This window comes from Oliverpabstia intestinalis (assembly GCF_009696065.1).
GTDB lineage: Bacteria > Bacillota > Clostridia > Lachnospirales > Lachnospiraceae > Oliverpabstia > Oliverpabstia intestinalis.
Genome location: NZ_VUMS01000005.1, coordinates 37750 through 59262, shown reverse-complemented (window position 1 = coordinate 59262; position 21513 = coordinate 37750). Strand labels below are relative to the sequence as shown.

At 46.3% G+C, this 21513-nt stretch carries 18 protein-coding genes and 1 pseudogene; 5 read left to right on the top strand and 14 right to left on the bottom strand.

The genetic code is table 11. The features are described from left to right. Positions 1–4: 4 nt before the first annotated feature. Genes FYJ57_RS03585 through FYJ57_RS03565 form a run of 5 tightly spaced genes read right to left on the bottom strand, consistent with a single transcriptional unit; the run spans position 5 to position 4322 of the window. On the bottom strand, positions 5–517 hold the full coding sequence (locus tag FYJ57_RS03585) for a hypothetical protein (protein ID WP_154431560.1): 513 nt from the start codon (positions 515–517) through the stop codon (positions 5–7). Next, on the bottom strand, positions 517–1452 hold the full coding sequence (locus FYJ57_RS03580) for a hypothetical protein (protein WP_154431559.1): 936 nt from the start codon (positions 1450–1452) through the stop codon (positions 517–519). The genes FYJ57_RS03585 and FYJ57_RS03580 overlap by 1 nt, the downstream gene beginning before the upstream one ends. Continuing rightward, positions 1452–3302: a serine/threonine-protein kinase gene (locus FYJ57_RS03575; RefSeq protein WP_205839902.1), complete on the bottom strand. Its 1851-nt coding sequence runs from the start codon at positions 3300–3302 to the stop codon at positions 1452–1454. The genes FYJ57_RS03580 and FYJ57_RS03575 overlap by 1 nt, the downstream gene beginning before the upstream one ends. Before the next feature lie 2 nt (positions 3303–3304). Then, complete coding sequence (locus FYJ57_RS03570) at positions 3305–4084, bottom strand: PP2C family protein-serine/threonine phosphatase (RefSeq protein ID WP_154431557.1); 780 nt, start codon at positions 4082–4084, stop codon at positions 3305–3307. Positions 4085–4112: 28 nt separating this feature from the next. Beyond that, positions 4113–4322, bottom strand: coding sequence for an FHA domain-containing protein (locus tag FYJ57_RS03565; protein WP_154431556.1), 210 nt, complete (start codon positions 4320–4322; stop codon positions 4113–4115). A gap of 127 nt (positions 4323–4449) precedes the next feature. On the opposite strand from FYJ57_RS03565, the pseudogene FYJ57_RS16630 reads away from it, so the two are divergent. After that, positions 4450–5741, top strand: a pseudogene (locus tag FYJ57_RS16630) (IS30 family transposase). 544 nt (positions 5742–6285) lie between these two features. Here FYJ57_RS16630 and FYJ57_RS03555 read toward each other — a convergent pair. From FYJ57_RS03555 to FYJ57_RS03540, 4 genes are all read right to left on the bottom strand, one after another. After that, positions 6286–7608: a sodium-dependent transporter gene (locus tag FYJ57_RS03555; protein WP_154431555.1), complete on the bottom strand. Its 1323-nt coding sequence runs from the start codon at positions 7606–7608 to the stop codon at positions 6286–6288. 61 nt (positions 7609–7669) lie between these two features. Then, positions 7670–8854, bottom strand: coding sequence for a serine hydrolase domain-containing protein (locus FYJ57_RS03550; RefSeq protein WP_154431554.1), 1185 nt, complete (start codon positions 8852–8854; stop codon positions 7670–7672). 121 nt (positions 8855–8975) lie between these two features. After that, positions 8976–10223: a cytosine permease gene (gene codB, locus FYJ57_RS03545; protein ID WP_154431553.1), complete on the bottom strand. Its 1248-nt coding sequence runs from the start codon at positions 10221–10223 to the stop codon at positions 8976–8978. 58 nt (positions 10224–10281) lie between these two features. Further along, a complete protein-coding gene (locus tag FYJ57_RS03540) occupies positions 10282–11373 on the bottom strand; it encodes a hypothetical protein (protein WP_022172975.1) in 1092 nt (363 codons plus the stop codon). A gap of 372 nt (positions 11374–11745) precedes the next feature. Here FYJ57_RS03540 and FYJ57_RS03535 point away from each other — a divergent pair, with 372 nt between their 5' ends. Both FYJ57_RS03535 and FYJ57_RS03530 read left to right on the top strand, forming a co-directional pair. Further along, a complete protein-coding gene (locus tag FYJ57_RS03535; RefSeq protein ID WP_321070703.1) occupies positions 11746–12540 on the top strand; it encodes a threonine/serine exporter family protein in 795 nt (264 codons plus the stop codon). Positions 12541–12677: 137 nt separating this feature from the next. Beyond that, positions 12678–13133: a threonine/serine exporter family protein gene (locus FYJ57_RS03530; protein ID WP_154431552.1), complete on the top strand. Its 456-nt coding sequence runs from the start codon at positions 12678–12680 to the stop codon at positions 13131–13133. A gap of 190 nt (positions 13134–13323) precedes the next feature. Here the strand turns inward: FYJ57_RS03530 and yicI are convergent, their stop codons facing one another. Then, positions 13324–15573 carry an alpha-xylosidase gene (gene yicI, locus FYJ57_RS03525; protein WP_154431551.1) on the bottom strand — a complete coding sequence of 750 codons (2250 nt, stop codon included), beginning with the start codon at positions 15571–15573 and terminating at the stop codon, positions 13324–13326. 348 nt (positions 15574–15921) lie between these two features. On the opposite strand from yicI, the gene FYJ57_RS03520 reads away from it, so the two are divergent. Beyond that, positions 15922–17139: a Gfo/Idh/MocA family protein gene (locus FYJ57_RS03520; protein ID WP_154431550.1), complete on the top strand. Its 1218-nt coding sequence runs from the start codon at positions 15922–15924 to the stop codon at positions 17137–17139. A 113-nt stretch (positions 17140–17252) separates the two neighbouring features. Here FYJ57_RS03520 and FYJ57_RS03515 read toward each other — a convergent pair whose 3' ends face one another. The 3 genes from FYJ57_RS03515 to FYJ57_RS03505 form a co-directional block, all read right to left on the bottom strand. Next, on the bottom strand, positions 17253–17948 hold the full coding sequence (locus FYJ57_RS03515) for an N-acetylmannosamine-6-phosphate 2-epimerase (RefSeq protein WP_154431549.1): 696 nt from the start codon (positions 17946–17948) through the stop codon (positions 17253–17255). A 93-nt stretch (positions 17949–18041) separates the two neighbouring features. Beyond that, a complete protein-coding gene (locus FYJ57_RS03510; protein ID WP_154431548.1) occupies positions 18042–18965 on the bottom strand; it encodes a hypothetical protein in 924 nt (307 codons plus the stop codon). Between the two features lie 10 nt (positions 18966–18975). After that, entirely contained in the window at positions 18976–19248 is a 273-nt protein-coding gene (locus FYJ57_RS03505) for a hypothetical protein (RefSeq protein WP_022172983.1), read from the bottom strand. A 293-nt stretch (positions 19249–19541) separates the two neighbouring features. Here FYJ57_RS03505 and FYJ57_RS03500 point away from each other — a divergent pair, with 293 nt between their 5' ends. After that, positions 19542–19961, top strand: a complete 420-nt coding sequence (locus tag FYJ57_RS03500; protein WP_154431547.1) for a hypothetical protein — start codon at positions 19542–19544, stop codon at positions 19959–19961. A gap of 159 nt (positions 19962–20120) precedes the next feature. Here the strand turns inward: FYJ57_RS03500 and FYJ57_RS03495 are convergent, their stop codons facing one another. Then, the gene (locus FYJ57_RS03495; RefSeq protein ID WP_154431546.1) at positions 20121–21476 is read right to left on the bottom strand and encodes an MATE family efflux transporter; all 1356 of its coding nucleotides are present in this window, start codon (positions 21474–21476) and stop codon (positions 20121–20123) included. Positions 21477–21513 lie beyond the last annotated feature (37 nt).

Genomic DNA, 21513 nt, shown 5'->3' with positions numbered 1-21513 from the left:
GTCCTCAGACTCCTTCCTTCAGCTGAGTATTTTTCTCGGCTGATTCCTCTTTTACCTTTCGGTATCTTATAACTTTTCTTTTATGCAAAAACTTGTATACCCTTCCGTTCAGGACGAAGTGTCCGTAGAAGGATACCATGGTTATCCACATACAAACTAACATGACGGGATCCGGTATGTTGAACACGTAGGTTCCGAGTATGATCACCAGGAATCCCGGGATGAATGCAAGATCTGCAATCAATCCTTCTTTGGTGGATCCGGGTGCAAGTGCACCGATATGCTCCACCGAGCGATAATTTTGATAGCTTTTCAGATTTCTTATCTTCTGACAGCTGAGGATGTAGAGGAAAATGCCCCACAACAATCCTACCCAGAAGATACCCCCGGCAAGTACTGCTATTGCCGGGTGTTTTTCTCTGTCAACTATCGGAAGAAATGCGACCACTGTAGATGATATAAGGAAGAAAATCATCGACAGATCATTAAATATCCTTGCTGTTTTTCCCTTATTCATCAGATCACCTTCTCCGTATGTATCAGGATGATACTTCTTTCTATCTCAAAGGTACTGTTGGAATGCTGCAGCATGTTCGGATCCAGAACCATGGTTCCTTCCTGTTCCGGTGTAGATACATGCTGTCTTTCCTGTACCGGGTTGGCGATCATGGACGGATCCAGGATATCCGTGGCTGCCATACCGCCTTCCTGAAGCATGGCTTCTGTCAGAATATCAGTAGCCTGTGCATCCTCTCTCATAGACGGAGCTAATGCACCGGTGGCTTCCGAACCTGTCATCATGGACGGATCTAACACATCCGTAGCCTCGGATCCTGTCATCATGGATGGATCCAGTACATCTGTGGCTTCCGAACCTGCCATCATGGACGGATCTAATACGTCCGTAGCCTCGGACCCTGTCATCATAGATGGTTCTAATACATCTGTGGCTTCAGATCCACTCATCATGGACAATTCCAATACATCTGTGGCTTCAGATCCACTCATCATGGACGGTTCCAGCACATCTGTGGCTTCCGAGCCGTTGGCTGCAGGTTCCTGCATCATGCCATTGGCTTCGGAACTATTTGCCATATTCAGATTCATCTGACCGGTTGGTTCGCCAAATTCCTGGCTCATCCGGCCGCTGAGATCATCGGTAAGATTGTCTGTATAGTGACGTCTCTGTACCAGCTGTCCGGTTCCTTTTTTCTTATTTTTTGACTTTTTATCCATAGAAACGATACGTCCGGAGTCGCTGCTGTTGGCTGCCATCTCTTCCATGGCTTTCTGAGCACTCTTTCCCCGGTATTCGTTAAATACCTGCGGGATATGCAGATAGAAGAAAAGGAATATCGCCAGTGCAAGGAACAGCAATGCAGCAATCCCAAATCCCAGCTGCAGATTGCTCAGAAGCTGGATCTGCTGTTCAATATTTTGTGTCTGCCCCATTACTGATCACCTCCGCTCTTCACGGCATCAGAATTCTGTGCATACAGAGATTCTACCAGTTTCTTTGTATTGTCCACGGTTGTTATCGTATTATCACGGATCCGCTGTGCCGTCTGGTTGGAACCGGTATCAGCACCGGAGACTCTTGTCTCGATGGCTGCCAGGGCGCCCTGGAAGGTCGTCTTGTCCACACCGGCATCTGATACGAACTGTTTTGCATTTTCATACAGCTGATAAGATACATCGTTCAACAGTCGAAGCTGTGTCAGACGTTCCCGGCTTTCTGTACTGATGGTTTCCGGAAGTCCGCCTACCAGACCGTTTAATTCTACCCAGAAATCCGAGTAGGAATATTTGATCTCACCGGTTACGGTATCTTCCTGACCCACTTTTCCGTAATAACTACAGATACTCAAGAAGGTTTCCACCAGATTGGTGTCGATATCGTATTCCTGGATCTTGTCTGCAGACAATTTTTCTGTGGAATCCAGTCCGAATGCTTTCAGCTGGTCATCGGACAACACGGCCTGTGCTACGATGCCGAACCATTTTTTAGCAAGTTCTTTATCTCCTGCCGGTTTTCCGGCGCCGCCCGGGAAGTAGTAAGCCATTCCCAGCTCATAAGCCAGCTCGGTGTAACCGTCCAGATTATCTTCCAGTACTTCTTCGTAGGTCTGTCTTCCTGCCATCTGCTGCAGCAGGGCCTTAAAATCCTGACTGTCCTGACCGGAGAAACCGTCTTCATCGTTTCGCAGGGCATCCAGATAAACCAGATAGGCCTCTTCCTTGCCCGGATCGATGGCAACTGCTTTTTTCGCATAATTGACTTTGGCAGTTCCGTCACTCTTCTCCGCCTGGTCTACATAATAATCATAGCCGCTTTGCTCTGTTTTGTTCTCCATCAGCATACATCCAAGGGAAATACCGCCGCATAAGACAGCTACTGCTGCGCTGACACCAAAGCCAAGCAGCTTCTTTCTTAATTTCTTTCGATATGGAAGGCTCAGTTCTTCGATATGTTCCAGATCGTACAGCATCTCCAGACAGGATTCATATCGATTCTCCGGTTCGTACTGCGTGCAACGATCAATGATCATCTCCAGACCCAGCAACTTATTCATATCCTCTCTCGGGATCTCATCTACCAGACTCGGCCGGCACTGTGTGATCTTCGGAAAGTTAAATGGTGTAGGGGAAGGATTTCTTCCGGTGATCAGATGATGGAGGGTAGCTCCCAAACAGTAAATATCACTTCGAGGTGTGGACTGTCCATTTCCTCCGTACTGTTCCGGTGACGCATATCCGGGTGTTCCCAGACATGTGGTATCCTCTCTGTTCCCCTGCTTAAAGGTACGGGCGGTACCAAAGTCGATCAGGGAGATCTCTCCGTCCGGCTTCAGCATGACGTTGCCCGGTTTCATATCTCGATAAATAATGGGATTCGGTCTGGTATGAAGGTAGTAGAACACTTCACACAGCTGTTTGCCCCAGGCGATCACATCGTCCAGTGCGATGGGAAGCCCTTCTTTTTCCATACTTCCCTTCAGGATCTTATCCAGTGATTTTCCCTGGATATAATCCATAACGATCAGGAAGGAATCCCCGTCATCGATCACATCGATGATACTTGGCAGGTATTTGTGATTCAGTTCTTTCAGGATGTTGGTCTCAGCGATCAGCCCCTGTTTGACTGTGGTAAAATCCTGCTGTCCATCTTTTCGGACCTCTTTGATGGCCCATGTTTTATTTGCTTTTTCATTCAATGCCAGGTAGACGACACTCATACCGCCCTGGCCGATCTTATTTAATACTTTGTATTTTCCGTCTACATAAGAACCTATCTGCAGCATGCTTATCCCTCCCGACATGTCCGGATAACAGCTGCCGATATGTTATCCACTTCTTTTCTGGATTTGTTCAGTTCCACCAGTGAGACGATATTCTGAAGCATGATATCTTCGTTCTCCAGAAGTTCCGGACGAAACTTCTCATAGATCTCATCCGGCGAGATCACATGGCGGAATCCATCGGAGCAGAGAATAAAGGTGGTGTCCGGATTGGCATCTCCCACAAAATAATCCGGGTGGATCTCATCCGATGCTCCTACACACTGGAGCAGTACGTTTCTCTGTGGATGGGTCTGTGCCTGTTCCCAGGTCAGATGTCCCAGATCCATCTCGTACTGCACATAGGTCTGATCCTTCGTCAGCTGATAGATGGCATCGGAAACCATGTAAGCTCTCGAGTCGCCGATGTTCATGATGTAATATTTGTCATCCACAACCAGAAAAGCTACGACTGTTGTACCCATGCGTGTTCCTATTCCGGATGCATACTTTGCCAGTTTCTTGTTCTGCCGCATTACCAGGTCGTCCCACTGTACACGAAGTTCATCCATTGGAAATTCCGGTGTTTCCAGCAGTCCGGGAAGTTTATTGATAAACCACTGATCGAACTCCCGGATCACTGTCGCACTGGCCAACTCACCATCAGCCAGACCGCCCATTCCGTCACACACGACGCACAGACAAACCTTTCCATGGTTTGTCTGCGCGATTTTCACGAGTACTGAGTCCTGATTTGTTTTCTTCACAATACCCACATCGCTGTGAGCTGCTATTTTATAAATCATCCTCATACCTCTCATATATTATTCAGTTTTATGCACGAAACAGAAATTCTTCATCTGCCAGACGAATGGTTTTATTTCCTGTCAGAGCTCTTTCTTTTCCGGCCGGTACTGCAACACCGTTAACGTTTGTTCCGTTTGTTGCATTGTTATCAACGATTGCAAATGCTCCGTTTCGGTATACGATGGTTGCATGTGTACGACTGATATTGGTGAATTGGAAAATTAAATTCCAGTCCATTCACCCAAAAACTGGAACTTAGTATTGCAAAATATATCCTAGAAGTTAGTGTTGCAAACCTCTTGATATCTAGTTATAGTTGTGGCTCAGCAATAGAGTCCGGATGGCGTTATCCAAGGAGAATACCATGGCTAAGAATGCACATCTGGTTCTTGATGAAAGAGCCACAATAGAAGTTCGCTTAAGAGAACGAGCTTCATTTACTGAGATAGGTAGGGAACTTGGCAAGGACCCTTCTACTATCTCAAAAGAAGTCAGACTCCATAGTCAGACTGTACGTAAAGATTCCTTCAATCCCTGCAGCAAGCGAAGTACCTGTGATGAATACGGAACAGCATGTTCAAAGTGCAAACTACAGTATTCAAAAAGCTGCAAGAGATGTCCTCGTGTAAAGTGCTACGAGCATTGCAAGCAGTTTGAGGTATTGGTTTGTAACAAACTGAAGAAACCACCATACGTTTGTAACGGCTGTATCCAACGGCAATCCTGTAAGCTGGAGAAGCATATTTATTCTGCCAAATCAGCTCAGAAGAATTATGAGACTACTCGCTCAGAAAGTCGTCAAGGAATAGCAATTACACCGGAAGAATTAAAGCGTGTAGATGCTATTGTTTCACCGCTTGTTAAGTTAGGCCAGTCTATTCACATGATATGTGTCAATAATACAGATGATATCATGCTTGATGAAAAGACTATTTATACTACATTGATGCAGGGCTTTTATCTGTAGATAACGTTGATCTTCCGAGAAAGGTCCGTTATCGTACCCGCTCACATAAGAAGCCTGTAAGAGTAGACAAGCAGTGTCATGTAGGACGCACTTACGAGGATTTTGAAGCTTATCTTGCTGCGAATTCTGATATTCCGGTAGTGGAAATGGATTCAGTAGAAGGTCGCAAAGGCGGTAAAGTCTTGTTGACCATATACTTTAGAAATAGTAGTTTAATGCTTGCTTTTATCCGTGATAACAATACCGCCAAGTCAGTTACAGAAATATTTGACTGGTTGTATGAACAGTTAAGACATGAAGTATTCACTAGCCTCTTCCAGGTGATTTTGACCGACAGAGGAAGTGAATTTACTAACCCGCTGGCAATTGAATTTAATAAGGGCAATGGTCGCAGAACACATATCTTTTATTGTGATCCACAGCGTTCTGATCAAAAAGGTGGTTGTGAAGTTACACATGAGATGATTTGTCGTGTGCTTCCGAAGAAAACCTCTTTTGATAACCTAACTCAGGATGATATCAATCTTATGATGAGTCATATCAACTCATATAACAGAAAAAAGCTGAATAACCAGTCGGCACACCAGTTGTTCAGCTTCATTAATGGCGGGGATATTCTTGACAAGTTAGGAATAAAATCCATTCCCGCTAACGAGATTAACCTTACACCTCTATTACTGAAAAAATAAGAAAACGTAGCGCCATTCGGAAGAAATACTGAACCGAATGAGGGGTGGAATTTAATCTTGCGAAAAAAGAAATAAAATTCGACCTCCGCTTAACGTGACTCTTTTTTCAGAAGATTAAGATCTCAAAAAAAGAATATCAGCATATGAAGCATAAAACAACTTGTTTCTAATAGTAAATTCCAGTTTTGAAGAATTTTGCAAAACTAACTTCCATAAAAATCATGATATTTTGATTTGCCAGAATTTACTTTTGCAAGCGATTAGCTAAATCAGAACTTAAACTTGCAAACTGGAAGCTCGGATTCCAATTCAGCCTTTTAATATGACATTGGCTGAATTTTTGGATTTTGAAGAATTAAATGATTATATTTTTTCAGATGAGACGGATGAATTGTAAAATATCTTACTGTCTGCAACAAAAGTGTGATGTGTTTTTTTGATTTGTATTTTCCCGACAGTTGTATCATATCATGTTTTTGTCTGCGGAACAAGCGTAACTATGAGAAAAACAGCTGCAGTAACCAGGTTACTGCAGCTGCTTTTTTCATCCGATACCGCCCAGCGCGATTCCAAGAACCAGCACCAGGATACACACCGGCACATAAACATATTTACACATCGGGTAAAACCAGGAGGTAAGGTGACTGCTTCGTCCTTTGTTTACCTGTTTTTCCACATACTCTTTTCCACATACCCAAAACAGCATGATACCAGCCAGTCCGGCTCCCAGCGGGCAGATGTAGATAGAAAGTACATCCATCCAGCCGGATACGATACCCTGGATCAGAATGGAAACAATCACGCCGATCACTGCGATCACCGCACATGCCGGTTTTCTCTCCAGATGGAATTTTTCCTGCACCGTTGCGATCGGTGCTTCGTACAGGTTGATCAGGGAGGTCAGCCCCGCGAATAATACAGCAACAAAGAAAATGATCACAATGATCTTTCCTCCCGGCATATTTTTGATCAGATTTGGCAGGAAAATAAATAACAGTCCGGGACCGCCCTGATCGAGCTTGGCTCCGGTGGTTGCCATCGCCGGGATGATGACCAGGGATGCAAGCAGCGCAGCCAGTGTATCAAAGAATGCCACTCTTCCCGCAGCAGCCGGAATATTTTCTTCATCCGACAGATAGGATCCATAGATCAGTGTTCCGTTTCCCGCCACCGAGAGGGAGAAAAATGCCTGTCCCAGGGCAAAAATCCACGTTTTCGGATCGCCAAGCGCCTTGCCGTCCACACGGAAGATATAGTGATATCCGTCCACGGCCCCCGGCTGAAATGCCACATAGATACCAAGTCCCACAAACAGCAGGAAAAATACCGGCATCAGCACTTTATTGACTTTCTCGATCCCGCCTCCGACACCGAACATCAGGATCCCCATAGCTGCCAGCAGGATCACAACCTGCCAGCCTGTATTGCCGAACGCAGATGCCATCGAACCGAACACAGCACTGAATTCGTCCACATCAGCCGGTGCCAGTGTCGCCCCGGTGAATGCGCCGACCGTATATTTTAAGATCCATCCCATAACGACCGTATAGCCGATCGCCATCGCCAGCGAGCCGACCACCGGGATCAGCCCCAGTGCTTCTCCCGGTTTTCTTTTTCCTTTTCTCTCACAGGCAATTCCGAACGCATCAATCGGACCGGATCTTGTTGCACGTCCGAATGTCATCTCTCCGATCACCCCGGTAAATCCGATCAGAGCCACAAGGATAAAGTACGGAATCAGAAATGCTCCTCCTCCATATAACGATACTCTGGTAGGAAACATCCAGATATTTCCCATGCCCACCGCCGAACCGATGCACGCCAGGATAAATCCCCACCGGGTGTTAAATGATTCTCTTTTTTTCATCACATCTTCTCCATTTGTTTATAGTTTTGTAACTGTTCATTCTTCCACAGAATTATGTTTTTTACATATTATAAATCGTATTTCTCAGCAACCGTGTCATTCGGAAAGTTCCTGAATCTTTTTTCTGTGTCATCATAAGGATCGTCATCTGATCTTGCGGCGCATTGGCAAAATAGCAGCCGAGCCATCCGTCCCAGCCGTACTCTCCCTTGCTTCCCAGCGTTGTGGATCTGCCCGGGTTCACCAGCACACGCATAAAATTACCATAAGAAAATCCTTCCAGCCATGCCATACCTTCCCGTTCAAAGACTTCCTGCTGCTCTGCGCTCAGCACATGACCGGTCATAAAGCGTACCATCGCCGGACTCAGGATCTGTTTTCCCTTATAACTTCCGCCATTTAACAACATCTGTGCAAAATGAGAATAATCATCGATCGTAGACACCAGGCCTGCACCACCGGATTCGAATGCCGGGCGGCGATCCATCGCATTCCGGATACCCAGATGATTACCGGTATAGAGTACCGACGGCTTTCCTTCGTTACACTCATACGTTTTCACCAGCCGGCTCTGCTTCTCTTCCGGTACCCAAAAGCCTGTATCCACCATTTCCAGTGGAGTGAAGATCTCTTTTTCCAGAAAATCTCCGAACCGCATACCGGAAACCACTTCCACAAGGGCACCTGCCACATCAGCGGAAGTTCCATAGCACCAGGAGCGCGCCGGCTGAAAGGCAAGCGGGATCTGGCCGAGACGGTTGGCAATCTCCACCGTACCATAAGCTCCTCCTTCTCCCTCATCAAGTCCCTGAATCACCTCGGCAAATAAGGCTTCCGTCTGTTTTCCGGTCAGATGATTGCCGTCATAGACCAGACCGGAGGTCATATTCACCAGATCCTGGATCGTGACATCTCGCCATGGCTTTTCCACATGGCCGTCTGCTGCTGCCACCATTTGTCCACAAAATCCAGGAAGATATCTACATACCGGATCTGCCAGATCGATCAGTCCCCGCTCCACCAGAATCATCACTGCAGTTGCAGTGATCGGTTTGGACATAGAATAGAGACGGTAAATACTGTCTCTCGACACCGGCTTTTTTGCCTCGATATCCGCATAACCGCTTTCCAGATACACGGTTTCCTTCCCTTCTCTTCTGACCATCAGAATCGCGCCCGGGATCTCTCCCCTTGCCACTGCATCATCAAGGATCCATTGCAATCGATTGATTTTTTCCTGTTCCATATTATGTAACCCTCCATATTATCTTTTCGCAGACTCTACGCTCTATTGTATACCAAAAAAACCGTTATGCCTACGGTTTTTCGCACAACATAACGGTTTTTTGTATTTTTCTCTATATTTTTTATTTATTTTTGGTAATTTCCTGACCAATCAGATAGCATACAGCTGCTACCACCATACCATTAATGGAAGCAATTCCCAATTTTACAACATTTGCCACAACAGCTCCCAGGATCACACCGCCTACAGCGAACCAGTTGACCACTGCAGGTTTCGCGTCCGGATCTTCATACTCTTTCTTATTCATAAAGTATGAAAGTACCAGAATGATACCTACCGGCGGCAGCGTACAGTTCAGGATGTTCAGCCATTTTGTGAAGTTATAATACAGCCATACAGAAAGCACTGTTCCGATGATACCGGATACCAGAACCATCGGTTTTTTCTTCTGATGAAAGATATTTGCCAGACCAAGACCTGCAGTATACAGAGCATTGTCGTTGGTGGTCCAGATGTTCAGACCAAGTACCAGAACTGCCATGTAGAACAGATTCAGACGGATCATAACCTCGAAGATATCATTTCCGCCTACGAAAATATAGGCGATTGCTCCGAAGAAGAACATCAGGGAGTTTCCGATAAAGAATGCCACGACCGTTGCGATCGTTCCTGTCTTCGCGTCTTTGGCAAATCGGGTAAAGTTCGGGGTTGCAGTTCCACCGGATACGAAAGATCCCACAACCAGGCCGGCACCGCCAAAGACTGTGAGAGAACCGCTGGATACGGCGAACTGATCCACGATCGTTCCGTTGCCCTGACGGATCGCCATGACCATAGCCACTGTACCGAGTACTGCTACCAGCGGCACTGCAATATAGCTGATCACCGTCAGAGAATCTATACCAAAGTAAGCGGAAGCTGTCATACACACACCGGCTCCGATAACAAGCGCCCACATGGCAGTTTTACTGTCACCGAATAATTCTCCTGCTACCGGAATCGCAAACATGGCGATACCAACACCGAACCAGCCGATCTGTGTAAAACTGATCATTGCAGAGGAAAGATAGGAACCTTTCTCTCCGAAGGCTTTCTGCGCCAGCAGATCCATGCTCATACCTGTCTTCGCTCCGACATAACCAAGAAGTCCGGTGTACAGACCAAGGATTGCTCCCCCAAACAGCAGAGATTTTAAGAATCCCCAGAAATCCAGTCCTGCTGCCAGCTGCTGACCTGCCCACATACTCGCGGAGAAGAAGGTAAATCCCAGCATGATCATAAACATGGTCACAAATCCCTTCTTTCCTTCCTCCGGTACGACGCGATCCGCGTAATCGATGTCTACTTTCTGTTCTGTCTCTTTTTTCATTTGTTTTCTCCCGTCTCAGTTTGTTTCCATAACCTTATTTGTCTTTCGGCTGATTCCATTACAGAATATATTTACGCAGTGCACCGGTAAATTCATCGATCCGCTGCTGCGCCAGTTCTTCTAATGTAATGTTCTTCATGCTCTCCACATATCCCTGTTCCTGACGATACAGCCATTTTGTATCTGCCGGACGGATCTTTTCATAATGGTTTGCATGGATCCAGTCTTCGTAACTGATCGGAAGTTCATAACCGAGTTTTTCTTCCAGTAAAGTTCCAAAATCAATCTGACCGGCGCGCTCTTTGATCCCGTTCCAGAACTCCAGCACTTCTTCTACATGCTCATGGATCTCGTAACGTCTCGCCCCGCCATCATAGATAATACATTTTTCAAACAGAGGGCTGCACATGGAAAGTGTCTCCCGACGGAATTCCGGAGCCACGATACCACCCTTCCAGTAAAAGTCCACATTCGGAAGATTGATACCGGATACACCCTTATCTTCATACATACCGAAGATTCCTTCATAATATACCGTGATAAATCCTTCAAATTCCGGCCAGAACTCCCGAATATCCCGGGTCAGATCCTCCAGGATCTCGATACCCTTCGTTCCACCAATCGTAAAGATGATAATATTCCGAAGTTTTGCTCCGTGATTCCGGTAAAAATCGGTCACATAACGCAGACAGTGGATCAACGTCTCTCCACTCGCAATGATATCTCCGATCATCAACGTGCTGTCCGGTACCATCGTCAGCTTACTGTATTTGATCTCCAGTCCCGCAATCTCTTCCTCCTGAAATACACGCTCACTGGATAAGAAACTGATATCATGCACACGAATGTGCTCCCGGTAGCAGCTCTCCTCCAGCGGATAATTCAGCGCACCGCGAAGAATCGATAAGATATTCGCTGTTGTCACTTTCTTCTGTTCTTTCAGATAATATAACATCTGAGAAGTCGACGGAATCAGGCAGTTATAAACCTCATACCCGACAATCTCCGGTGTGTTCAGAAGCTTTCTCGTCTCCGCCTCCGAAACCACATAATACTCATTCAGATAATCTCCGCCATCCAGCCGATAGCAGGCAACACCCTGCTCGTCAAACTCCGGCATCAGTGTCACGTTTTCCCAATCTTTCTTCATATACTTATCCTCTTTTTCATAACCGCCATCCCACAGTCAACCCACGATCCGCCGGTTACCTATTTTCTATTTTCCATTTCCCACCCACCAACTTTTCCAACCAGATGGGCATACTTCTTGAATATATTACAGATATTCCTCCCCCCCGTCAAGACCTATTTCAAAACAAGCAAAAAATCCCACCGTTTCCGTCGATTCCTGCTGCTTTTCCTCATCCACATGGTGAAATGTCTCCTGATTTTCTACTGAAAATGTATCGGTTTTTCTTTGTTTTCTTTCGAAAATGTGTTAGAGTCATACCATACGCGAATACATCCCGAAATCTTTCTATTTCTGTATCCGCATCTTTTGTGTACAATGGGGGATTTTATTTTGGAAACTGTAGAAAAAGAACATAACCGTATGGCGTTAAATGTGGCGGCACTTGCCGGGGATATCCTGCTGGCGAGCGGAGCGGAGATTTTCCGTGTAGAGGAAACCATCAACCGGATCGCCCATGCCTACGGCATCGACTCGTGTGATCCGTTTGTCTTAAGCAGTGGTTTCTTTCTCACGGCTGACAGCAACTCGGATCAAAACTTTGCCTGGGTACGCCACATCCCGTTGAGTGCTACCCGGCTTGACCGTGTCACTGCGGTCAACCAGCTCTCCCGTGAGATTGAACACGGATTCTATACACCGGAGGAAGCCTATCAGAAGCTTCAGGATATCCAGCAGATGCCCGCCAAACGGAATCTCTGCCAGATCCTTGCTTCCGGCGTGGGCAGCGGATGCTTCTGTTATCTCTTCGGCGGCGATCCGGTAGACTGTATCGTGGCTTTTATCGCCGGACTGCTGCTGTATGTCTATCTGCTGTGCGTGGTGAAAGGACAGCTTTCCAAAATCGCAACGAATATATCCGGTGGCATGTTTGTGACTTTCATCGCCGTCCTGATCTATCAGTTGGGACTTGGACATCATCTGAGTGAGATTATCATCGGTTCCATCATCCCACTGGTTCCCGGTGTGGCGTTTACGAATGGCATCCGCGATATCGCCGACCAGGACTATATTGCCGGTGCGGTCCGCATGCTGGACGCACTGCTTGTCACGTTCAGTATCGCAATGGGCGTCGGTCTTGTAATGATCGGGTATCACCATTTTGTGGGCGGTGCGATTCTGCCGTGATTCATGGGGTTCTATGAATGCATGGGTTTCTTTCGTCCCGGCGGATTTTATAAAACGAGATAACATACGCTTTGCGAAGCTTACTTATTGCTTGCGTAAATCAAATATATTTATCTATCTCTCAGGAGGTTATCTTTATGTCCGTACATCTGATTTTCGAATTTCTTACCGCTTTTGTCGGTACGATCGCTTTCGCCCTGCTCTTTCAGGTGCCAAAGGAATATTATGTAAACTGTGGTCTGGCCGGTGGCTGTGGCTGGATCTGCTACAAGTTACTGCTGGCTGGCTGCGGGCTCTTCGGTTCCACTTTTTTTGCCACGGTTCTTGTCGTTTTTCTCTCCAGGCTCAGTGCGGTCCGGCGCCACTGTCCGGTGACGATCTTTCTCGTTGCAGGCATCTTCCCGCTGGTTCCGGGAGCAGGGATCTACTGGACTGCCTATTATGTCGTGACGGATCAGCTGGCCAAAGCTTCCGACCGTGGATTCCAGACTTTGAAGATCGCGGTGGCGATCGTGCTTGGCATCCTGTTTGTCTTTGAATTTCCACAAAAATGGTTTCGCTGGGCGGAGCGCGGTACGGCTGTCGGCAACTGATCCGCACACAGCACTTTTTCAACTGCAACCTCCCACGACCGACACAGAATCCAGATACATCCAGCAGTGTTCTACGCATCTTATGTAAGCAAATTGATTCACCAGATCAATTTTTAATATACAATGCATCAAAAAAGCATGCATACAGGATTTTTTCGCTTCTGTATTTCTTCTCTGTCCCCGCAGATTCTTACGCTTCCACAACTACCTTGCAACCCGAAAGGCTCTTCACCGTATAATTTCCGTTTCCGCCTTCCACATGCAGGTGAATCTCATCTCCCACACGTTTCGCAGTCACCGTCATCACCGTCTCTCCTTTCAGATCCGGTATCTCAGTTTTCGCTTCGGCTCCCTCATCAAACGCGGATACCAGAAGGCTAACACTATCCGCATAATCATAATCCGGTTTCTGGTCATTATTGCCCAAAGCAAGCACTGTATTTGGACGGATCATCAGTGGCAGACTGTGATAATCATGCGTCTCTTTCTGCCATTTTCCTCCGCTCACATCTGCCCCGGTGATCAGATTATACCAGGTTCCTTCCGGCAGATAATACTGCACTTCACCGTTCTCTTTAAAGATCGGAGCCACCAGCAGAGAATCGCCGAACATATACTGCCGATCCAGGGTATCACATGCACGATCCTCCGGGAAATCCAGGAACATCGGGCGCAGCACCGGACGGCCTTCTATGTGTGAACGCACAGCCTGCCCGTACAGGTATGGCATCAGACGACATTTCAGATTGACAAACTCCCGCAGAATATCACATGCCTCTTCATCAAACATCCACGGCACACGGTAAGAAGATGAACCGTGCAGCCGGCTGTGAGAACTTAACAGGCCAAACTGGCACCAGCGTTTGTAGATGTCCGCCGGTGCGGTGCTCTCGAATCCACTGATATCATGACTCCAGAAACCAAATCCACCCAGAGACAGAGAAAGTCCTCCACGAAGAGTCTCTGCCATGGAAACATAGCTTGCAGAACAGTCACCGCCCCAGTGTGCCGGGAACTGCTGACCACCGACGGTGGCAGAACGCGCGAACAGTACAGCTTCGCCGGTTCCTCTCTCACGCTCCAGTAATTCGAAAACTGCCTGATTATACAGATAAGTATAGTAATTATGCATTTTCACCGGATCGGAATGGTCAAAATACTCGATTTCTTTCACCGGGATTCTCTCACCAAAATCAGTTTTAAAGCAATCCACGCCCATATCCAGCAGCGTCTTTAACTTTCCCTGATACCATGCCACAGCATCCGGATTCGTAAAATCAACCAGTGCCATACCAGGCTGCCACAGATCCGTCTGCCATACGCTTCCGTCTGTTTTCTTAACCAGATAACCATGATCCTTTCCCTCTTTGAACAGACAGGATTTCTGTCCGATATACGGATTGATCCATACACAGATGTGAAGCCCGCGATCATGATACCGTTTCAGCATGCCTTTCGGATCCGGGAATGTCGCGGGATCCCATTCAAAGTTACACCACTCATAGGCATCCATCCAGTAGCAGTCAAAATGGAACACATGCAGCGGAATCTCCCGGTCTGCCATGCCCTGAATAAAACCGGAAGTGGTCGCCTCATCATAATTCGTAGTAAAAGAAGTCGTCAACCACAATCCGAACGACCATGCCGGCGGCAGTGCCGGTTTTCCGGTCAGTTCTGTGTATTTTTCTACAGTTCCCATCGGCGTTTTTCCACTGATCACATAATAATCCAGACGTTCCCCCTCCACGGAAAACTGGACCCGTTCTACCTTCTCACTGGCGATCTCATACGCCACATCGCCCTCGTTGTCCACCAGGATACCGTAGCCTTTATTTGTCACATAGAACGGGATATTTTTATAGGCAATCTCACTGGCAGTTCCGCCATCCTCGTTCCACATCTCTACCACCTGTCCGTTTTTTACGAACGGCGTGAAACGTTCCCCGAGTCCGTAGACATACTCATCCACATCGAGGAACATCTGCTCCAGCATATAGTTTTTCCCGGTTTTTGTGTTCTGCATGTAGGCAAGATTCCGGAAACTCGACTCTGTGAGGAAAGTGTCTCCCTCATAAAATGCCATCTTGTATCCATTCGGTGCTTTATCGATCACCGCTTTCAGAGAGCCCGTCTGATAGATCAGCTGCTCCTCATTCTCCTCGATCCGCACATGCGCATCGCCGGTATAAATCTTTGCAAAAGGTCCGTTATATACGGCTCCGTCATGATGCACCGCAGACACTTTGATCACACCGTCCATCGGACTGGACAGTGTCACCGTCAGAAGCGGGATATTCAGACAGCTTCCCCGATCCACGATATGGGAACACGGCAGATACATCGTCAGTTCCTGCCCGTATACCCGGTGACTTCCGTACTCTACTGCATAGGCAGCTTTCATCTCATCACGAAGCAGCCAGTAACCATTGGTAAATTTCATAATTTCCTGTCTCCTTTACATTATGTTTGTAGCCCTCAGAAATCTTCTCATTTTTTTCAAACAATTCTTCTTTTATTATAGAAATTTCCCACATGAAACACAAGATTCTCACTCACTTTTCTTTGATTTTTCGTAACTGTTCAGTTCCTTCACAGTGGACAGTGGCTACTGAATAGTTACGATTTTTCATAATATTTAGATTTTACTTTCCTTGTCAAATCCCGGTATCTGTGTATAATAAACCTCAGAATATAATCATTCGGCATATTCGCAGTTACGAGAGTAGAAAACCTCGCAGAACTCTATCTACTAAATGGTTATAAAAAGACACATAAAGGAGAGACTCTAATGGAAAATATTAAAATCGGATATATCGGCCTTGGATGCCGTGGAAAAGATCTGTTGGAAAATATCGTTCTGGCTCAGAAAGAACAGGTTGTCGCTGTCTGCGATGTTTATGAAGATCGCGCCCGGGAAGGAGCGAAAGTAGTGGAAGCTGCCGGACAGCCGACACCTTTTGTATCTACCGATTATAAAGATATTATCGCAAATGAAGAGGTAAATACGATCATCATCGCAACCGCCTGGGAATCTCATGTAGAGATCGCCCTTGCTGCCATGTATGCCGGAAAAGCCGTAGCCATGGAAGTCGGTGGCGCTTACTCTCTGGAAGACTGCTACAAACTGGTCGATGCTTATGAAAAAACTAAAACACCGTTCATGTTCCTGGAGAACTGCTGCTTCGGCCGCCGCGAACTGATGGTGTTAAATATGGTAGAACAGGGTGTTCTCGGCGAGGTAGTTCACTGCGCCGGTGGATATCAGCATGATCTGAGAGACGAAATCGCATTCGGAAAAGAGAACAGACATTACCGCCTTAGAAATTATCTGTCCAGAAACTGCGAAAACTATCCGACTCACGATCTGGGACCGATCGCCAGGATCCTGAATATCAACCACGGAAACCGGATGCTCACCCTTTCTTCCTTCGCCTCCAAGTCCGCAGGACTCCATGAGTTCATCATGCAGAATAAGAGCGATGACGAAAGACTGAAACAGGCACATTTTGCCCAGGGTGATATCATCACCACAATGATCCGCTGTGCCAACGGAGAAACTATCCAGCTGACCCTCGACACCACCCTGCCGAGATACTACAGCCGTAACTTCACTGTCCGCGGAACCAAAGGCATGTACGAAGAAGCCACTGATTCTGTCTTCATCGACCGCAAAGAAGACCGCGATCACGATTTTGACTGGAGAAAAGAGTGCAGCGGAAACGCTGATACCTACGCCGAAACCTACGATCATCCGATCTGGAAAAAATTCCTCGAAGAAGGCGTCCAGGGCAGCCACGGCGGCATGGACTGGCTGGAATTCGAACAGTTCTTCCAGTGCCTGCGCGAAGACAGCCCGATGCCGGTAGATGTCTACGATGCAGCTTCCTGGATGGCGATCACAGCCCTGTCCGAGATGTCTGTAGCCAGAGGCGGTGCTGTCGTTGATATTCCGGATTTTACCAACGGAAAATGGGCGATGGGTCTGGACACAGCCGGTGAACGGTAATCCATATAAACACAGCTTTTGCCGTGTAACTGCAAGCATAAAAAAGCAGTGCCAGTTGGTTTTATGTAAATCAACTGGCACTATTTTTTTATACCAACGTTCTATTTGCTCTCTTATTTTCGGATCGCCGAAACAAATCTTGATGTGATCTCCGCAGGTCTTGTGATTGCCCCTCCGACTACCAGGGCGAATGCTCCCGCTTCCAGAGCCTTTTTTGCCTGTTCCGGATAATGAATATGTCCCTCTGCGATGATCTTTGCCGGACATTTCTCAGAAAGTTCATGGATAAACGCATAATCAATATCATCACATCCCTTTGTCTCCGGTGTATAGCCACGCATCGTAGTCCCCACAAAATCGGCTCCTGCCTGTGCACATGTGATTCCTTCTTCTATCGTTGCGCAATCTGCCATCACCAGCTGCTGCGGGTACTTTTCTTTGACCGCGCGGATGAATTCCGGCGCACTGCTTCCGTCCGGGCGTCTGGAACCGGTTCCCTGCACTGCTACAATCTCCACACCACATGCGACTAAGGCATCCACCTCTTTCATCGTCACCGTAATATACATTGGTGTTCCTTCATAGTCTTTTTTAATAATTCCGATCACCGGAAGATCTACTACTTCTTTAATTTGTGTAATATCCCGCACAGTATTGGCACGGATTCCGACTGCTCCCGACTGCGCTGCTGCTTTCGCCATCAGTGGCATGATGCCTCCTTCTTTTGTATACAATGGCTCATGCTCCAAAGCCTGACAGGAGACAATAAGCCCTCCCCTGATCTGTTCAAATATTTTCTGCTTCTCCATCCTTTAATTCCACCTTTCCTCTCTTGCCCAAACACAAGATTGTCTGCAAAACTGCATTGTGAAAATTTCTTTTCTTTTTCAGACACGCTCTAGTTAATCATCATACTCTTCTTCCCAGTAATCATAGGCATCGTCATATCCGTCATCATAATCATCGTCTCCAAACTCTTCTGCCCACTCTTCCGCAAAATCATCGGGATCATCGTAATCATCCACATCGTAGGGATCTGTTTTTTTCAGGGAACCTGAGCCACCGGAATGTCCCGAGAAACTGTCGGAACCGGATCCTCCGGCATCTCCGTAGAAACTGCCCGAACCGGATCCTCCGGCATCTCCGGAAGCACTTCCGGAATTACCGCTTCCGGATCCATTTTTCTCTTCCTCCGGATAGATTTTTCCCCGGTTCGTATAGAGTTCATACCCGTCTTCTCCCTGCTCGATCCTGTAATACACTCCGTATTCCCGGGAGATTGTCAGTTCGCCCTCCGGGTCTCTTTCATTGATCTTTACAGCATATTTTCTGTCTCCGACAAATATTTTATAGAAGCCATCTCTTTCCACCGGTCGCTGGTCTTTTACTTTGCACTCCTCTTTCAGCAGTTCCACAAAAGGATCATAATTTCCATCTTTTGTAGCCTCTTCGAATATAGAATCTATGGAGTCACAGTAATAACTCAGTTCATAATAAAAATACTGATAGTCGGAATCATCATCCAAGAAATTATAAGTATCGGAGTACGTTCTCTGATTGTATTGTTCATAACATACTCTGAGATCCTCGATTCCGGCGGCCCGCATCTTTTTTTGCAGGCTGATCCGGTAATTTTCCATATATTCCTTTGCCTGCTCATATGCTTTCTCATCTGCTGCTTTTTCATCCAGTTCCTTCTGTTCTTTTGCTTCTTCCTGTTCTCTTCTGCTCGTATTATCCCACTGGATACATTTGTAAAATCCAAAGATAAACAGGAAAATGAGGCAGATGCATCCTATGTTTACTGCTGTTCTTCTTTTGTCCATATTCTGACTGTCACAACCCTTCTCTGTAGATCCGGTTGATTGTTGCCTGTGCATGTTCCAGTTCTTTTTTCTGAATGATCGCATTCCGGTCACTTAAGATAGCCAGCATCTCATCCACTACATCTTCCGGGCGTGGGTTCGATACCCGGTACAGATATCCCAGCATCCGTGTTGCGGTATAATCCGTGTTCATCTGCTTATATGCAATCTCCCGGCAGAAATCATCGGGATAGCCTTTTTCCTTCAACGCGTAATATAATACATCTGTTCTTGCTTTTTCCATATCTGTCCTTTCTGTGTAAACCGCCCTCACAAACATAGGGTTTCACATTTTTTCTCAGTATAACATATTCCACATCGATTCGATACTTAATTTATTTCACACAACCCTTCTATTGCTGCTCACTCCATCCTCGCAACACGCTTCGGCAGATACGACAACAGCTACCGCAAAGCTGATAAGCAGGATCATGTAAGCTGAGAGGGGGATTGTATATAAAAAACAAATCGAGGAAAACAGGACAATTTATAGGTGAGGTACTAATATGTCTTTTATTCCTGTTTGCAGTTGTAGGGTTGTTTTTATGGAGTGTTAACAGAATCGTATCCAGCATAGAATATAAGAAATCAACGGATGTTCGAACGGTCACAGCCCGTGTTATCGATTATGACATAAAGAGTTCGGACGACGAATATGACGATTACGACGAGTATGTGACGAAGCTTTCGTATGAAGCGGATGGAATAAAATATACAGGGAAACGTATCTACTACCGGGAAGTCAGCATAGGCGACGAAAAAAATGTCGAAGTTTATCTGACACCAAGAGGCAAATACAAAATGAAAGGCGACGATGACCCTTTAACGTTCCTTCTGGCCTGTATAGGAATTCCGGCAGGTCTTCTTCTTACATTTATCGGAGGCATGGTTCTTGTACAAATAATTGTCGGCCACTTTAAGAAGCCAACGGGGGCAGACGAGGAAAGAATCGAATAAATCGCAGCTCAGGGATAACATCCTTTCCTGAAACATGCCCCTGGTTCCACAAAATTTTTTAAAACGATACATAAGCAACGGGCTGAATAGCAGAAGATGCCATTCAGCCCGTTTTCATTGTACTGTTCCTTTTATATAATGATTCCAATGTTCCCCTGATCACTCGAAATCTCTGGTAATATTCGTAAGCCATTTTCCTCTGATATAATGAACGAATACCACCGGCATTTTCTCGAATTCATCCAGGGTCATTACAAAGTATACCCAGATCGGCGGCAGCTTGAATACATATGCTGCCAGGTAGGTAAGGGGAACTGCAACAAGCCACATAAATATCGTATCCGTGATCATTCCAAATCTGGTATCACCGCCACCTCTGAAGCAGCCGCATATCAGGCAGGTATTGATGCTTTCCCCCATAAGACGCCAGGTTGTCATAATGATAAAGACACCAAGATAATAGATGGCGGTCTCTGTCAGTTTGTCACGATAGAAATTCAGTATCACTGGTCGAATCGCCAGAATAACACCACATCCGATCAGGCTGACAACAATTGTGATCCTGAGCATGCGTTTTCCGTATTCTCTGGCTGTGTCAACACCGTTTTTGCCCAGCTCCTGACTGACAATGATCGTAGTTGCATTGGAGAAGCCACGACAGGCGATGGCACCAATATTTACCACCATAACAGCAACTGCATTTGCCGCAACCATATCATCGCCGATATGACCAAGGATCGCTGCAAATGCTGAAGTGGCCAGGCTCCAGACAACATCATTGATCACAGCCGGCGTTGCGATCTTCATAAAATCCTGGAACAGAACACCTGCTTTGGCAAAGAAGTATTTTATCCGGAATCTGACATCGGAACTATGTAACGAGTAAACGAGACAGATCACTACCTCTACGATTCTGGCAATCACCGTACCAAGAGCAACTCCGGTAACACCAAGCTTCGGAAGTCCAAACAAACCAAAGATAAAAGTGGCATTACAGATTACATTGACGCAAAGAGAAACTACATACGTAACAGAAGGCAGCATGATTTTCCCGATGCTTCGAAGGGCACTCATAAAAACCTGAGAGAATCCCATAAATACAAACGAAAAGGAAATCACCCTCAGATATTCACCACCAGAAGCAATCGTCTCCGGACTGTTGGTAAAAATCTTCATAATAGTAGTCGGCATGGCAACGGAGACGGCAAAGAATACAGCAGAAACAATCAGTGAGATTCGTTCCGCCAGACCAAGTATCTTTTCTACTGTCTTTTTATCACCTTTTCCCCAGTACTGGGCACATAAAACCGATGTTCCCGCTGCCATACCGTAATATAAACAGAAAAGAATAAATGTAAACTGATTGGCAAGGGAGGATGCCGACATAGCCGTCTGACTCACATATCCAAGCATTACTGTATCTGCCATATTTACCAGTGTTCCGATCAGATTCTGGATCATAATCGGAAAGGCTAATCTTGATGCGTTTTTTAAGAATTCTTTTTTATTTAGCATACGAACATTCTTCCTCAATTCTGAAAATTATAGTACC

Coding starts and splice junctions, on each gene's coding strand:
- FYJ57_RS03570 (WP_154431557.1), bottom strand. CDS start 4,084: ATGATTTATAAAATAGCAGCTCACAGCGATGTGGGTATTGTGAAGAAA.
- FYJ57_RS03530 (WP_154431552.1), top strand. CDS start 12,678: ATGTCCGTACATCTGATTTTCGAATTTCTTACCGCTTTTGTCGGTACG.
- FYJ57_RS03540 (WP_022172975.1), bottom strand. CDS start 11,373: ATGAAGAAAGATTGGGAAAACGTGACACTGATGCCGGAGTTTGACGAG.
- FYJ57_RS03580 (WP_154431559.1), bottom strand. CDS start 1,452: ATGGGGCAGACACAAAATATTGAACAGCAGATCCAGCTTCTGAGCAAT.
- FYJ57_RS03565 (WP_154431556.1), bottom strand. CDS start 4,322: ATGGACTGGAATTTAATTTTCCAATTCACCAATATCAGTCGTACACAT.
- FYJ57_RS03555 (WP_154431555.1), bottom strand. CDS start 7,608: ATGAAAAAAAGAGAATCATTTAACACCCGGTGGGGATTTATCCTGGCG.
- FYJ57_RS03495 (WP_154431546.1), bottom strand. CDS start 21,476: ATGCTAAATAAAAAAGAATTCTTAAAAAACGCATCAAGATTAGCCTTT.
- FYJ57_RS03585 (WP_154431560.1), bottom strand. CDS start 517: ATGAATAAGGGAAAAACAGCAAGGATATTTAATGATCTGTCGATGATT.
- codB (WP_154431553.1), bottom strand. CDS start 10,223: ATGAAAAAAGAGACAGAACAGAAAGTAGACATCGATTACGCGGATCGC.
- FYJ57_RS03505 (WP_022172983.1), bottom strand. CDS start 19,248: ATGGAAAAAGCAAGAACAGATGTATTATATTACGCGTTGAAGGAAAAA.
- FYJ57_RS03550 (WP_154431554.1), bottom strand. CDS start 8,854: ATGGAACAGGAAAAAATCAATCGATTGCAATGGATCCTTGATGATGCA.
- FYJ57_RS03575 (WP_205839902.1), bottom strand. CDS start 3,302: ATGCTGCAGATAGGTTCTTATGTAGACGGAAAATACAAAGTATTAAAT.
- FYJ57_RS03520 (WP_154431550.1), top strand. CDS start 15,922: ATGGAAAATATTAAAATCGGATATATCGGCCTTGGATGCCGTGGAAAA.
- yicI (WP_154431551.1), bottom strand. CDS start 15,573: ATGAAATTTACCAATGGTTACTGGCTGCTTCGTGATGAGATGAAAGCT.
- FYJ57_RS03515 (WP_154431549.1), bottom strand. CDS start 17,948: ATGGAGAAGCAGAAAATATTTGAACAGATCAGGGGAGGGCTTATTGTC.
- FYJ57_RS03510 (WP_154431548.1), bottom strand. CDS start 18,965: ATGGACAAAAGAAGAACAGCAGTAAACATAGGATGCATCTGCCTCATT.